The sequence below is a fragment of the Nesterenkonia sp. K-15-9-6 genome (assembly GCF_052656005.1).
This window is the reverse complement of record NZ_JBQYEY010000004.1, coordinates 126,842-141,005: the sequence shown is the minus strand read 5'-3', so window position 1 is coordinate 141,005 and position 14,164 is coordinate 126,842. Positions and strand designations below refer to the sequence as shown.

Sequence of the window (14,164 nt, the reverse complement as noted above, 5' to 3'; positions counted from 1 at the left end):
GACACAGCGCTCTGCAGGAGGATGGGAGGCCCTGGTTACGGAATCGTTACCTCCACCACATCGGCGGGACCGCCGTCGATGCCCGGCCAGGTCAAGCGGGCCGATGGTGTCGGTCCAGCACCATGCGCCGGAGCAGCCGGCGCGGGTAGAGCAGCGGGAGCAGTCGGTGCGGTCAGAGCAGCCAGCGGCGCATGGCCGCCAGGCAGGCCCGCAGGGCTCCGGCAGTGACGTGTTCGTCATCGGTATGGGCGAGCAGGGGGTCGCCCGGGCCGAAGTTCACCGCCGGCACGCCCAACGCGGAGAACCGCGCCACGTCCGTCCATCCGTACTTCGGCTTCGGCGCCCCGTCGACGGCGGCGAGGAAGGCCTCCGCGGCGGGATGGTCCAGACCCGGGCGTGCTCCCGGCGAGGAGTCGGTGACCTCGATCAGCTCCTCGTCGACGCCCGCAGCCCCCAGCACCTCACGGACATGGTCATGTGCCTGGGCCTCGGTCTTGTCCGGAGCGAAGCGGTAGTTGATCTCCACCGTGCAGGCGTCCGGGATGACGTTGCCGGCGATGCCGCCGGTGATCGACACCGCGTTGAGACCCTCCCGATACGCCAGGCCGTCGACGTCGACCGTGCGCGGCTCGTAGGACTCCAACGCGGCCAGCACCGGCGCGGCGCCGTGGATCGCATTGCGGCCCATCCACGCGCGGCCGGAGTGCGCCGCGACCCCGGGCACGGTGACCCGCAGCCGACACGTGCCGTTGCAGCCGCCCTCCACCGCCCCGTGCGTCGGCTCCAGGAGCACCGCGAAGTCGGCCTCCAGCAGCTCGGGAGAGTTCCGCAGCACCCGACCGAGTCCGGACTTGGCAGCCTCGACCTCCTCGTGGTCATAGAAGACCCAGGTGACGTCGCGTTCCAGGCTCTGCGCAGCCGTCATCGTCCGCAGCCGAGCCGCGACGTCGGCGGCGAGCGCCAGCTGGACGGCCACCCCTCCCTTCATGTCGGTGGCGCCGCGGCCGTAGAGGATGTCGTCGTCGGAACGTCCGCCGTCATCGGCGGACACCTCCGCGTCATCGGCCGCCACCCACTGAGGGGGGACCGTCCCCCGGAAGCCCGGGGCGCCCCTGGTCTCCGGGTCGCGGGGCAGCGGCACCGTGTCCAGGTGCCCGGCCAGCACCACCCGCTGGTCCGCGCCGGTGTCGGTGCGGGCCACCAGGGTGTCGCCGTCCCGATGCACCCGCAGTCCGCCGAGCTCCAGCAGGGCGGACTCCACGGCGTCGGCCAGGCGGGTCTCCCCACCGGAGACGGACTCGCAGGCGATCAGCTGGGCGGTCAGCTCGGTGATCTCCGCGGTGAGGTCCAGCGTCAGCGGAGCAGAGGGGGCGGGAGCGCCGCCGGCCGCGGAGCCGGAGGCGCTGTCTGAGGTTCTGTCAGCGGAGGTCTCATCGACGGGCATGACCCCACTGTAATCCGTAAGATGGGCCGCATGACTTCGACCGACACTGCTGCATCCGCCTCCCGCATCGCCTCCGGCCACGGCCTGGCCACCGTGACCGCCGACGGTACGGTGCTCGACACCTGGTTCCCCTCGCCTGTGCTGGCCCCTCTGGCGCAGAACGACGACTCCGCGCTGCTGGCCTCCCTGGAGGGCGCCGTCGGCGAGGACACCGACCGCGGAGTGCGCACCGAGGTGGTCTCAGTGGAGGCCGACCTCGATGCCCCGGCCGCCGGCACCTCCGACGTGTGGCTGCGTCTGCACCTGCTCTCACACCGTCTGGCACGGCCGAACACCCTCAATCTGGAGGGCATCTTCGGCCATCTGACCAACGTGGTCTGGACCAACTTCGGACCGTGCGCAGTGGACGGATTCGAGGCCACCCGTCTGAAGCTGCGTTCCCGGGGCCACGTCACCGTGCACAGCATCGACAAGTTCCCGCGCCTGGTCGACTACGTGACGCCGGTCGGCGTGCGCATCGGCGACGCCGACCGAGTCCGTCTCGGCGCGCACCTGGCCGAGGGCACCACGGTCATGCACGAAGGTTTCGTGAACTTCAACGCCGGCACCCTGGGGGTCTCCATGATCGAGGGCCGCATCTCCGCCGGCGTCGTGGTGGGCGACGGCACCGACGTGGGCGGCGGCGCCTCGATCATGGGCACCCTCTCCGGCGGCGGCACGGAGCGCGTCACCCTGGGCGAGCGGGTGCTGCTGGGCGCCAACGCCGGCGTCGGCATCTCCATCGGTGACGACGCCGTGGTGGAGGCCGGACTGTACGTCACCGCCGGCACCAAGGTCTCCGTGCTGGACGACCACGGCAATGTGGTGGAGGTCGTCAAGGGCTCCTCCCTCTCCGGCGTGCCGAACCTCCTGTTCCGTCGCAACTCCGTGTCCGGCCGGCTGGAGGCCGTGCCGCGCAAGGGCCAGAAGGTGGAGCTCAACGAGGCCCTCCACGCCAACTGAGCCGTCTCGTCGTGGCGCCGGACCGCCCGTCCTTCGGGCGTCCGGCGCGACTCCGATGATCGGTTCCCCGACACTGCGGTGGAGACGGACGAGCACCTGATGGTGGATCAGAGATGACGAGCAGACGCCATGCCGAGCGCCCGGTCGTGGCGACCCGTGAGATGGTCCGACGACGGCGCCGTCGTCGCGCCCTGGCGGTGCTGACCGTGCTCGCTCTGGCTCTGGCGGGGATCGTCTGGGCCACCTGGCGCCATATCGACGAGCAGGAGTACCTGCTGGACGCCCGCTGTGAGGTGCAGGTGGGCGACGAGCGCCACGTGCTCACCCCGCATCAGTCCGCGAACGCCGCCCTCGTGGCGGCGCTGGCGGTGGACCGCGGGCTCCCGCGGGAGGCCGCAGCCGACGCTCTGACGATCTCCCTGCAGGAGTCTGACCTGCAGGTGCTCGAGGCCACCGAGGAGTACGACGCTCGCGAGCTGTTCCGCAGCGGGTCCCCGAGCTGGTCGGACGACGACGGCCCAGTCGAGGCGGCGAGCTCTGTGGAGGGCTTCTACGACGCCCTGGAGGCTGCCCGGGACGACGAGGACGACCCGTGGACGCCGGAGCTCAGCGTCTCCGAGGCCGCCGAGGTCCTGGAGCGCCCTATGGACCCGAGCTTCTACTCCCAGCACGCCGAGCGCGGCAGAGCCTTCGCGGCCCCGCTGACCGGCGCGCAGCCGGTGGGCATGACCTGCCGGCTGACCCGCAAGGACGCCCCCGATGCGGACCCGAACGGGCTCGCCCACGAGGTGGCCGGAGTCCTGGGCGCTGCCCTGGAGGTGCCTGAGGACGTCCAGGAGGCCCTGGAGGCGCTCGTGGCCGAGGACGAGGACGGGGAGGACGACTCGGATGACGCCGACGGCGGAGACGCAGAGGACGACGCCGAGGACGACGAGGCCGTTGAGGACGGACGCGAGGAGTTCGGACCGGTCCTGATCGACCGCAGCACCGCCCTCGGCGACCACGCGCACGGGCGCGGCCCGGAGGCGGGCACCGTCGTCACGGTGAGCATGCCTGACGGTGACGAGGACACGGACGGTGACGAGGCCACGGACGAGGACGACACCACCGGGCGGCTGTGGACCCTGGCGCACTGGGCGGTGGCCACCGCAGACCTCTACGGCACCCAGACCGTCCATGCGGGGGCCTACGAATGGAGCCGCGACACCGGGCGCTGGTCCCGGGTGGAGGAGATCTCCGACGACGCCGTCGTCATCGGCTTCTGACCGACTCCCGCGCCACACAGATCGAGGAGTCACTCCCCCGTACATCCGACGGGGCTCACGCGCTTCATCTGGGGTTCGATCTGCCGGAGAATGACCCCTCGTGCACCTGCTGCGGCAGGCCCTCACCCGCTCTGCGGCGACCAGCGCGACCCTCGACAGCACAGGACCCCGCCGCCGTCGTCCGGCTGCGGGGTCCTGTGCTGTCTGGGCGTCAGCCGCGGGTCACACGCCCGGGTAGCTGCGCTCCGGCTCACCGACGTAGAGCTGCCGCGGGCGGCCGATCTTGGTGGAGGGGTCCCTCATCATCTCGCGCCACTGGGCGATCCAGCCCGGCAGGCGTCCGAGGGCGAAGAGCACGGTGAACATCTTCTCCGGGAAGCCCATGGCCTTGTAGATGAGGCCGGTGTAGAAGTCGACGTTCGGGTAGAGCTTGCGTTCGATGAAGTAGTCGTCCTCCAGCGCCTTCTGCTCGAGCCGCTGAGCGATGTCGAAGAGCTCGTCATCTCCGCCGAGCTTGGCCAGCATGGAGTCGGCGATGCCCTTCACCACGCGGGCACGCGGGTCGTAATTCTTGTACACCCGGTGGCCGAAGCCCATGAGGCGGACGCCGTCCTCCTTGTTCTTGACCTTCTCCATGAAGGCCTCGGGACTGACGTCGCCGGCCTGGATCTGACGCAGCATCTTCAGCACGGCCTCGTTGGCGCCGCCGTGGGCCGGGCCGAACAGGGCGTTGATGCCAGCGGAGATGGAGGCGAACATGTTCGCCTGCGAGGAGCCCACCAGACGCACTGTGGAGGTGGAGCAGTTCTGCTCGTGGTCCGCGTGCAGGATCAGCAGAGTGTCCAGCGCCTTGACGATCTCCGGGTCCAGCTCGTACTGCTCGGCGGGCACGCCGAAGCAGCCGCGCAGGAAGTTCTCCACCAGGTCCAGATTGTTGTCCGGGTAGAGCATCGGCTGGCCGATGGACTTCTTGTACGCGTAGGCGGCGATGGTGGGGACCTTCGCCAGCAGCCGGTAGGTGGAGCGCTCGACGTGCTCGTCGTCGAAGGGGTCGAGCGAGTCCTGGTAGAAGGTCGACAACGCGGACACGGCCGAGGACAGCACCGGCATCGGGTGCGCGTCACGCGGGAACCCGCCGAAGAAGCCCTTGAGCTCCTCGTGCAGCAGAGTGTGGCGACGGGTGACGTTGTCGAAGGCGTCCAGCTGCTCCGGAGTGGGCAGCTCGCCGTAGATGAGCAGGTAGCTGACCTCGAGGAAGTTCGAGTGCTGGGCGAGCTGCTCGATGGGATAGCCGCGGTACCGCAGGATCCCCTCGGCACCATCGATATAGGTGACCGCCGACTTCGCGTTCGCGGTGTTCATGAAGCCGGGGTCGTAGGTGACCGCCCCGGTGGTCTTCAGCAGCGGAGCGATGTCGAGCCCGTCGTTGCCTTCCACGGCGTTCTCGACGGGTAGCTCGAGCTCCTGGTCCTGAAAGCTCAGGCGGGCTGCTGTCTGCTCAGTCATGCGGTCTCCTCATCAGAAACACTCGTACGCGACTCTGACAACCTACCTGGTCGTCACGTCGCGTCGCCACTTGTGTCACGTTTCAGCTCGGGTGCCGGGACGCGCCCGGCACAGGGTCATCTCAGCCGTGCGGAGGCGGCGGCGATCCGCTCGTCAGGGGCCGTCAGCGCCACCCGGATGAACCCGTCACCGTGCTCCCCGTAGAACACTCCGGGACCGACCACGATGCCTCGGGCGGCCATCTGCTCCACCAGGGTCCAGGAGTCGGAGACGCCGTCGGTGCACCACAGGTAGAGCCCCGCGTCGGAGTGCCGCACCTGCAGTCCGGCGGACTGCAGGGCGGGCAGCAGCTGCTCACGTCGCCTCCGGTAGATCTCCCGCTGGGCGTCGACGTGGGCGTCGTCGCTCAGGGCCACCCGCAGCGCCTCCTGCACGGGTGCCGGCATGATCATCCCCGCATGCTTGCGGGTGTTGATCAGTCCGGAGATCAGCTCCGGGCAGCCGGCGACGAACGCCGCCCGGTACCCGGCGAGATTCGACTGCTTGGAGGCCGAATAGACCGCCAGCAGGCCCGCGTGGTCACCTCCGCTGACCCGGGGGTCCAGCACGGAGGGGACGTCGTCGACCTCCCAGGGCAGCTCGGCGTAGCATTCGTCGGAGGCGACGACGGCGCCGAGGCGCCGGGCCAGTCGGACCACCGCGGCCATGCTGTCGACGCCCGTGACCGCACCGGTGGGATTCGACGGCGAGTTCAGCCAGATCAGCCTCACCCGTGACAGGGTCTCCTCGTCCACCTCGGCGGGGTCCTCGACCGCCAGCGGGGTCGCACCGGCGATCTGGGCCCCGATGTCGTAGGTGGGGTAGGCGACCTTCGGCCGCAGCACGACGTCGCCCTCCCCCAGACCCAGCAGGGTCGGCAGCCAGGCGACGAGCTCCTTGGAGCCGATCGTGGGCAGCACCGCCTCAGGGTCCAGACCCTCGACGCCGCGGCGCCGGGCGAACCAGGAGGCCACCGCCTCGCGCAGCTCACGCCGCCCGTGGGTGGTCGGATAGCCCGGCGCGTCCGCGGCGGAGGCCAGCGCCTCGCGGATCACCTCAGGAGTGGGATCCACCGGGGTGCCGATGGACAGGTTGACCGCGCCGTCGGGGTGGGCTGCCGCCTGCTCCAGATACGGAGCCATGGCGTCCCACGGGTAGTCAGGGAGCGTGAGCATGGTCGGCCGTCAGTGCTCCTGCGGGGGCAGGGCAGAAATGACCTCGTGGTCCTTCTCGATCATGCCGACCTTCGCGGCACCGCCCGGGGAACCGACGTCGTCGAAGAACTCGACATTGGCCCGGTAGTACTCGGACCACTCCTCCGGAACGTCGTCCTCGTAGTAGATGGCCTCCACGGGGCAGACCGGTTCGCAGGCGCCGCAGTCCACGCACTCGTCGGGGTGGATGTAGAGCGAACGTTCGCCCTCGTAGATGCAGTCCACCGGGCATTCCTCGATGCAGGCCTTGTCCTTCAGGTCCACACAGGGAAGGGCGATGATGTAAGTCATGGACTCCTCTGTTTCTCCTGGCCACCGGACGGTGACCCGGGAATGCCGATCGGTGGGCGAGGCGACCGGCGACGGAACTCAGGTGCACGCGGCACGTGGCGTGCCGGTGGACTCCAGTCTAGCGATCCAGGGCGACGGATGTCCCAGCGGGCGTCGGTCCGTACGTCACATGAGGAAGCCCTCGCCCGGCTTCGGGCGAGAGCGGGCGACGGCGGCGTCACGGGCGAGGATCCACTTCACCAGCACCATGGACACCAGAGTGATGCCCGCGCTGCCCAGCCACCAGATCAGCGAGGCGATCGTCGGCCCGGGCAGCAGCTCCATCGCCTCGGCGCTGTAGGGCACCATGAGCTGATCAGGACCCGGCCAGAGGTAGGCGACGGTGGCCACGGTGAAGGTCGTGATGCCCATGACGGTCGGCTCCAGCAGCGAGTCGGCCCGCAGACCGGCCCAGAGCTGGGCGAGCAGGCACAGCAGGAGCGCCACCGCCGCCCCCCAGGGGACCACGAACCCGCTGTGGGTCTCGCCCAGCATCCACAGGTTGCCGTGCACCGCGGTGCCCAGCACCCCGACGACGGCCCCTGCGGAGAAGCAGATCCCCATCAGCACGGGGCGGTTCCGCGGGCGGTCGCGCGCGACCCGTCGCCCCGGGGCGACGGGTTCCGGGGTCGCGCCGTGCGGGGCTCCGTGCTGCTGGGGAGGGGTGGTCACTGGGCCGCGCTCTTCTTCTTCCGGGATTCCTTCAGCCGGTCCGAGGCGTTGAGGGTGACCTTGCGGATGCGGATGGCCTCCGGGGTGACCTCCACGCACTCATCGTCGTTGGCGAACTCGAGGGACTCCTCCAGGGTGAGCTTGACCGGCGGGGTCAGGCCCTCGAAGCTGTCAGCGCTGGCGGCACGCATGTTGGTCAGCTTCTTCTCCTTGGTGATGTTGACCTCCATGTCCTCGTTGCGGGAGTTCTCCCCCACCACCTGGCCCTCATAGACCTCGGACTGTGGCTCCACGAAGAAGGTGCCGCGCTCCTGGAGGTTGATCATGGCGAACGGGGTGGCCGATCCGGCACGATCCGCCACCAAGGAGCCGGAGATCCGGTACTCGATCTCGCCCTTCCAGGGCTCATAGCCGGCCGCGTAGGAGGAGGCGATGCCCGCGCCGCGGGTCTCGGTGAGGAACTTGGTGCGGAAGCCGATGAGCCCGCGGGCCGGGACCATGACCTCCATGCGGATCCAGCCGGTGCCGTTGTTCGTCATCGTGGTCATGGTGCCCTTGCGGGCGGCCATGAGCTGGGTGATCGCGCCCATGTACTCCTCGGGGGCGTCGATGGTCATGTTCTCCATCGGCTCTTGGAGGACTCCGTCGATCTCCCGAGTGACGACCTGCGGCTTGCCCACGGTGAGCTCGAAGCCCTCGCGGCGCATCTGCTCCACCAGGATGGCCAGAGCCAGCTCGCCGCGGCCCTGGACCTCCCAGGTGTCCGGGCGCTCCGTGGGGAGCACCTTGATGGAGACGTTGCCGATGAGCTCCTTGTCGAGGCGGTCCTTGACCTGACGGGCGGTGACCTTCGCGCCCTTGACCCGGCCGGCCATCGGGGAGGTGTTGATGCCGACGGTCATGGAGATCGCCGGATCGTCCACGATGATGTTCGGCAGCGGCTTCGGAGACTCGAGGTCGGTGAGGGTCTCGCCGATCATGATGTCCTCGATGCCGGCGACCGCGACGATCTCGCCGGGCCCGGCGGACTCGGCGGAGACCCGCTCCAGCCCCTTGGTGGCCAGCAGCTCAGTGATCTTGACGGTCTTGACCGAACCGTCCTTGCGCGCCCAGGCGACCTGCTGGTTCTTCCGCAGAGTGCCGTTGAAGATGCGCAGCAGCGCCAGACGGCCCAGGAACGGCGAAGCGTCGAGGTTGGTGACGTGTGCCTGGAGGACCTCGTCGGCGTCGTAGCGCGGAGCGGGGACGTGCTCCAGGATGGTGGAGAACAGCGGCTCCAGGTCCTCGTTCTCCGGGAGACCTCCGTCGGCGGGCTGCTCGGTGGCAGCCCGGCCGGCCTTGCCGGAGGCGTAGACGACGGGGACGTCCAGCACGGAGTCCAGGTCCAGGTCGGGGTTCTCCTCGGCGACGTCGGAGGCCAGCCCCAGCAGCAGATCCATGGTGTCGGAGACGACGCCCTCGATGCGCGCGTCCGGTCGGTCTGTCTTGTTGACCACCAGGATGACGGGCAGCTGGGCGTTGAGCGCCTTGCGCAGCACGAAGCGGGTCTGCGGCAGCGGGCCCTCGGAGGCGTCGACGAGCAGCACGACGCCGTCGACCATGGACAGCCCGCGCTCGACCTCACCGCCGAAGTCGGCGTGGCCGGGGGTGTCGATGACGTTGATGGTGACCTGGTCGGCGCCGGCGTGCTCTGCCGCGGCGGGACCGGAGTAGAACACGGTGGTGTTCTTGGCCAGGATCGTGATGCCCTTCTCCTTCTCGAGGTCCCCGGAGTCCATGACTCGGTCCTCGAGGTCGCCATGGCCACCGACGGCCTTGGTCTGACGCAGCATGGCGTCGACCAGGGTGGTCTTGCCGTGGTCGACGTGGGCGACGATCGCGACGTTGCGCAGGTCCTGACGCTCGTCAGTGCCTGCTTGTGCGCGTACGGCAGCAGTGGTCATGTCGGGGCAGCGCCTTCCGGAGTAGAAAGAGGTGTGGATCGGGCGCCGCACCGCCGCTGAGCGGCGCAGGCACCCGATCCAGTGTACTGCCCCGGTGCAAACCGCCGGTGCGGCGTCGATCGCCGCCCCGACGACACCGCAGCGTCAGGAACGCGGAGGCGGCCCGGTGGTCGCACCCTGTCCCACCGGGCCGCCGGTCCATGGACCGGCACGGTCGCAGGTCAGCCGGGCAGCTTCCCCTGGTCGGCGAGCAGACGGAGCCGTGCGGCGCGACGTTCGGCCTGGGTCACCGGGTCCGGGACGGGCGCGGCGGCCAAGAGACGCCGGGTGTAGTCCTCCCGGGGCGCCCGCAGGATCTGGTCCTTGGTCCCCTGTTCCACGACTCGTCCGTTCTGCATGACGAGGATCTGGTCGGCCAGCTGGTCCACCACCGCGAGGTCATGCGTCACGAACAGGCAGGCGAAGGAGAACTGCTCCTGCAGCTCGGCGAACATCTCGAGCACCCGTGCCTGCACGGAGACGTCGAGGGCGGAGGTGGGCTCGTCGGCGATCAGGATCGACGGGCTCAGCGCCATCGCCCGGGCGATGCTGATGCGTTGACGCTGACCTCCGGAGAGCTCATGCGGGTAGCGGTTGATCACGCTGGTCGGAAGCTTGACCGCCTCCAGAAGCTCCTCAGCCCGCCGGGTGCGTTCCTGGGGTGTGCCCACTTGATGGATCACCATCGGCTCCGTGATGATGTCGCCGATCGGGAACCGTGGATCCAAGGACGCCGCAGGGTCTTGGAAGACGACGCCGATCTCGCGGCGCAATGCTTTGCGTTGCTTCCGCGGCAGGCGGGGCAGGTCTTGGCCGCGGACCAGCAGCTCGCCCTCCTCCACATCCAGCAGCCCCAGCACCGCTTTGGCCACGGTGGACTTGCCGGAGCCCGACTCACCGACGAGACCGAGAATCTCACCAGGCTGGACCCCGAAGCTCACTCCCTCGACCACTCGAGTCGACTTCCCCCGGAACTTATACGCCAAGGCGAGGTCCTTGCCCTGCAGCGCGTATTCAGGCTCCGTCGCACCGGGTTCCGCGGGGGTCTCGCTGACGTCCACGGCGTGCTCGCCGAGGTGCGGCATGGCGTCGAGCAGCCGCTGCGTATACGGGTGTTGGGGCCGCATGAGGATCTCCTCGGCCGTGCCATGCTCCACCACTTCCCCGTGGAACATGACCACGACGCGGTCAGCCATATCGGCCACCACCCCCATGTTGTGAGTGATGAGCACAATGCCGGTGTTCAACTCGTCCTTCAGCCGTCGAAGCAGGTCCAGGATCTCCGCCTGCACGGTGACGTCGAGCGCGGTAGTCGGCTCATCCGCGATGATGACCTTCGGTCCGCAGGCGATCGCCATGGCGATCACGATGCGCTGCCGCTGGCCACCGGAGAACTGATGTGGGTACTGCTTCACCCGCCGCTGCGCGTTCTCGATCCCGACGTGCTCCAGCAGTTCGATCGCACGGTTCAGGGCGTCCTTGCCAAAGGCTTTCCCATGGACCTGGAGCGCCTCAACCAGCTGGTCCGAGACCCGCAGCACGGGGTTGAGCGCCGTCATGGGTTCTTGGAAGACCATGGAGATGTCATTGCCACGGACTTCACGCAGCTGGGAGGCCGACATGCTGGTGATGTCCTTGCCATCGAGCAGCACCGTGCCTTGGACGGAGGCGTTCTCCGCGAGCAGGCCCATCGCCGTGGATGACGTGACGGATTTCCCCGATCCGGACTCCCCGACGACGGCGACCACCTCACCGGGCATGACGTCGAAGCTCACACCCTTGACGGCGTCGACCGTGCCGAACTCCGTGGCGAAGCTGACTCTGATGTCCTGATAGCTCAGGATGGGCTCGCTCACTTCTTCCTCCTCCACTGCATGGGGTTGCCCCGCGGATCCTGGGCTCCGGCAGGAACCCGCTCACTGCCCGGGCCGCCGGCCGCCTGACGTGCGCCTTCCGTGCGAGCCCGGAGAGCACGCTGCATCCCGGTGAGTCCGAGGGCGGAGAGCAGTGTCGGGCGACGGTCTCCCACGCGTTGCTGACGCGGGTCGAACGCGTCCCTGAGGCCGTCTCCGATGAAGTTGACGCACATCGCGATGACGATGATGAAGATTCCGGGGAACCAGAAGAGCCACGGGCGCACGGTGAACGCACTTTCGTACTGCTGGATCAGCAGGCCCAGTGAGACGTCTGGACGCTGCACACCCATGCCGAGATAGGACAGCGACGTCTCCAGAAGGATCGCCGCCGCGATGGAGAACGTCGCATTGACGATGATGACGCCGATGCTGTTCGGCAGCATGTGCTTGAGGATGATCCTGGCTGGTGAGCCTCCCATGGCGATGGCCGCGGCCACGAACTCCTTCTCCCGCAGCGTGAGGACCTCGGCCCGCACCAGCCGGGCCATGCCTGTCCACGTCACGGTGCCCAACACGACGGCCAGCGGGACGACTCCGCCCGGCAGACCGCTGACCACCTGGCCGAGGATGGCGGCGATGACCACCAGCGGCACGACGATCACGAAGTCCGTGATCCGCATGAGCACCGCCTCCAGGCGACCTCGAAAGTATCCCGCCAGTGCGCCCACCAGGATTCCGATGAGGCTGGAGACGATCGCCACCACGAAGGCGATGGTGAGGGACTGCTGCGTGCCACGCATGACCATGGCGAAGTAATCACGTCCGACGTTCTCCTGCCCGAACGGGTGCTCTCCGAGGATGTTGCCGTCCTGGAGAATCATCGGGCGTCCACCGTCAATGATGCTGCCGGTGGACATGTAGTGCTTGTCCCACCAGCCGGGGATCCCCGCGAAGCCGATGGAACTGAAGGCGAGGATCGCCGTCGCCCCTAGGACGACCAGTGAGATCACGGCCGGCCTGTGGGAGAAGAAGCGACGGCGGACGAGCTGCCCTTGGGAGTAGGAGTGCTCCTTGCGAGCCAGCTTGGCGTCCTCGACCTCGGTGAGGTCCACCATCTGCTCGCCCATGCGAGCATCGTGATCGGCGGCCTGGTGGTCGGGACGAGGCTCCTCGTCCCCCGGGGAGTTGGTCTCTCTCGTGTTCATACGCGGATCCTTGGGTCGAGGAGGCCGTACATGATGTCAGCCAGCAGGTTGAACATCACGGCGACAAATCCAGTGAAGATGATGACGGCCATGACTGGGGCAGGGTCCACCCGCCCGAGTCCCTCGATGAACAAGGTGCCCATGGCCTGCCAGCCGAAGACCCGTTCCACGATGATTGCGCCGCTGATGACCCCCGCGAAGTCGAAGGCAACGATCGTGGCCAGCGGGATCATCGAGTTCCGGAACGCGTGTTTGAGGATCACCGTCCTCTCGTTCACGCCCTTGGCCCGCGCCGTACGGATGTAGTCCTGACGGGCGACCTCCAGCATGGAGCTGCGCGTATAGCGCGTATAGGTGGCCAGAGACACCAACATCATCAGCATCGACGGGATCCAGAGCTGTGTCAGCTGATCCAGCGACGTCACCCAGAATCCTGCATCGAGATTGGGCGTGCTGGATCCGATGGTGCGCACCGGGCGAGGCTTCGCACTGAGCAGGGCAGGCCAGTTGTACATGAAGTGGTCCAGGACGATGAGCGCAGACATGAGCACTCCCGTCAGTACCGAGACCGCGACAGCCTGGCCCTTGGCGTACCCGCCCAGGAGACGGCCCAGCAGAACACAAGTCACGACCGTGAGCGCCAGCATCGCCAACAGGAACAGCCACCCTCCCGGAGGCTCCTGAAGGATGCCCCAAGTGACGTAGTAGGCGACCGCTCCGACTCCGACGACGGCGAGGGCCGAGTACAGCACCCGGCGGTTCCGGAGGCCGGCGATAAGGGCCGTGAGTCCGACGGCCAGCATCAGCCCCAGGCCGATGATCAGGACCGGGCCGAGCCGCGGCCGATGCATGAAGCTCACGGCGTCCATCCACGGCAGGACCAGGCAGGTGAACGCAAACATGATCCCTGCGGTGACCACGCGCCGGATCGGCGGTCCTCCGATGATCATCGGGACGGCGACTGCCAGGGCAGCGGCGAGGGCCAAGGTCGTGGGCCAGGTGAAGTGCGGATCCGCCATCCAGTTGTTGTAGCGGATGGCCAGCCATTCCTTGCCGAGGACAGCTGCCCAGAACACCGGGAGCGAGAAGAAGAGAAACACCAGGAAGCTGGTGAGGTAGTCGAAGAGCGAGTACTGGCGGATCGCGGAGATGATTCCGATCAGGATGCCCAGGATCATGGCGGCGATCGTGGCGATGAGGATCAGCCGGAGGGAGGATTCGGCCGCCTGGAGGATCAGCACGGTCACGTCCTGTCCCTGGCTCGTGACGCCGAAGTCACAGGCACCGCGGAAGCAGCCGAGGACGCCGGAGAGCCAGTCCCAGTATCGGACGTACCACGGTTGGTCGAGCCCCATACGTTCGATGCGCTCCTGAATGAGGTACTCGACGTTGTCCTGCGTGGACTCCCGAAGATCGTAGAGGGGGTCTCCCGAGTTGATCACCAGGACGAAGCAGACGAAGGAGGCGCCGAAGAGCACGAGCACGGTGCTCGCCAGGCGCTTGAGGATGTATGTCAGCACGGTTGAGGGGTTGCCTTCCGGGACGAGCTGCAGAATACGCCGGTGGGGTCCAGCAGAGGGTGATCTGCCAGACCCCACCGACGATCGGGGATGGGATCCCGTTGCAGTGCCTTGCAGGTCAGGTGATCA

Annotated in this window: 11 protein-coding genes; 2 read left to right on the top strand and 9 right to left on the bottom strand. The window is 68.1% G+C overall.

Annotation, left to right across the window (positions count from 1 at the left end; genetic code table 11):
- Nucleotides 1–172 precede the first annotated feature (172 nt).
- Nucleotides 173–1,444, bottom strand: a complete 1,272-nt coding sequence (gene dapE, locus SD455_RS03975; RefSeq protein ID WP_445507313.1) for a succinyl-diaminopimelate desuccinylase — start codon at nucleotides 1,442–1,444, stop codon at nucleotides 173–175.
- Between the two features lie 30 nt (nucleotides 1,445–1,474).
- Between dapE and dapD the strand changes: the two genes are divergently transcribed.
- Nucleotides 1,475–2,446, top strand: coding sequence for a 2,3,4,5-tetrahydropyridine-2,6-dicarboxylate N-succinyltransferase (gene dapD / locus SD455_RS03970; protein ID WP_445507312.1), 972 nt, complete (start codon nucleotides 1,475–1,477; stop codon nucleotides 2,444–2,446).
- A 113-nt stretch (nucleotides 2,447–2,559) separates the two neighbouring features.
- A complete protein-coding gene (locus SD455_RS03965; RefSeq protein WP_445507311.1) occupies nucleotides 2,560–3,711 on the top strand; it encodes a hypothetical protein in 1,152 nt (383 codons plus the stop codon).
- 222 nt (nucleotides 3,712–3,933) lie between these two features.
- Here SD455_RS03965 and SD455_RS03960 read toward each other — a convergent pair whose 3' ends face one another.
- From SD455_RS03960 to SD455_RS03925, 8 genes are all read right to left on the bottom strand, one after another.
- Nucleotides 3,934–5,217: a citrate synthase gene (locus SD455_RS03960; RefSeq protein ID WP_445507310.1), complete on the bottom strand. Its 1,284-nt coding sequence runs from the start codon at nucleotides 5,215–5,217 to the stop codon at nucleotides 3,934–3,936.
- 116 nt (nucleotides 5,218–5,333) lie between these two features.
- Nucleotides 5,334–6,431: a succinyldiaminopimelate transaminase gene (gene dapC, locus SD455_RS03955; RefSeq protein ID WP_445507309.1), complete on the bottom strand. Its 1,098-nt coding sequence runs from the start codon at nucleotides 6,429–6,431 to the stop codon at nucleotides 5,334–5,336.
- A gap of 9 nt (nucleotides 6,432–6,440) precedes the next feature.
- On the bottom strand, nucleotides 6,441–6,761 hold the full coding sequence (gene fdxA, locus SD455_RS03950; protein WP_445507308.1) for a ferredoxin: 321 nt from the start codon (nucleotides 6,759–6,761) through the stop codon (nucleotides 6,441–6,443).
- 165 nt (nucleotides 6,762–6,926) lie between these two features.
- Nucleotides 6,927–7,472: a hypothetical protein gene (locus SD455_RS03945; protein ID WP_445507307.1), complete on the bottom strand. Its 546-nt coding sequence runs from the start codon at nucleotides 7,470–7,472 to the stop codon at nucleotides 6,927–6,929.
- Nucleotides 7,469–9,415 (bottom strand): translational GTPase TypA, encoded by a 1,947-nt coding sequence (gene typA, locus SD455_RS03940; protein ID WP_445507306.1) that lies wholly within the window; start codon nucleotides 9,413–9,415, stop codon nucleotides 7,469–7,471. Before typA ends, SD455_RS03945 begins: the two co-directional genes overlap by 4 nt.
- 221 nt (nucleotides 9,416–9,636) lie before the next feature.
- The gene (locus tag SD455_RS03935) at nucleotides 9,637–11,310 is read right to left on the bottom strand and encodes an ABC transporter ATP-binding protein (protein WP_445507305.1); all 1,674 of its coding nucleotides are present in this window, start codon (nucleotides 11,308–11,310) and stop codon (nucleotides 9,637–9,639) included.
- A complete protein-coding gene (locus SD455_RS03930) occupies nucleotides 11,307–12,515 on the bottom strand; it encodes an ABC transporter permease (RefSeq protein ID WP_445507304.1) in 1,209 nt (402 codons plus the stop codon). The genes SD455_RS03935 and SD455_RS03930 overlap by 4 nt, the downstream gene beginning before the upstream one ends.
- On the bottom strand, nucleotides 12,512–14,035 hold the full coding sequence (locus tag SD455_RS03925) for an ABC transporter permease subunit (protein WP_445507303.1): 1,524 nt from the start codon (nucleotides 14,033–14,035) through the stop codon (nucleotides 12,512–12,514). Before SD455_RS03925 ends, SD455_RS03930 begins: the two co-directional genes overlap by 4 nt.
- Between the last annotated feature and the right edge of the window lie 129 nt (nucleotides 14,036–14,164).

What these genes read in the sequence shown, in the direction of transcription:
- dapE (WP_445507313.1), bottom strand. Translation starts at nt 1,444, where the DNA reads ATGCCCGTCGATGAGACCTCCGCTGACAGAACCTCAGACAGCGCCTCC.
- dapD (WP_445507312.1), top strand. Translation starts at nt 1,475, where the DNA reads ATGACTTCGACCGACACTGCTGCATCCGCCTCCCGCATCGCCTCCGGC.
- SD455_RS03965 (WP_445507311.1), top strand. Translation starts at nt 2,560, where the DNA reads ATGACGAGCAGACGCCATGCCGAGCGCCCGGTCGTGGCGACCCGTGAG.
- SD455_RS03960 (WP_445507310.1), bottom strand. Translation starts at nt 5,217, where the DNA reads ATGACTGAGCAGACAGCAGCCCGCCTGAGCTTTCAGGACCAGGAGCTC.
- dapC (WP_445507309.1), bottom strand. Translation starts at nt 6,431, where the DNA reads ATGCTCACGCTCCCTGACTACCCGTGGGACGCCATGGCTCCGTATCTG.
- fdxA (WP_445507308.1), bottom strand. Translation starts at nt 6,761, where the DNA reads ATGACTTACATCATCGCCCTTCCCTGTGTGGACCTGAAGGACAAGGCC.
- typA (WP_445507306.1), bottom strand. Translation starts at nt 9,415, where the DNA reads ATGACCACTGCTGCCGTACGCGCACAAGCAGGCACTGACGAGCGTCAG.
- SD455_RS03930 (WP_445507304.1), bottom strand. Translation starts at nt 12,515, where the DNA reads ATGAACACGAGAGAGACCAACTCCCCGGGGGACGAGGAGCCTCGTCCC.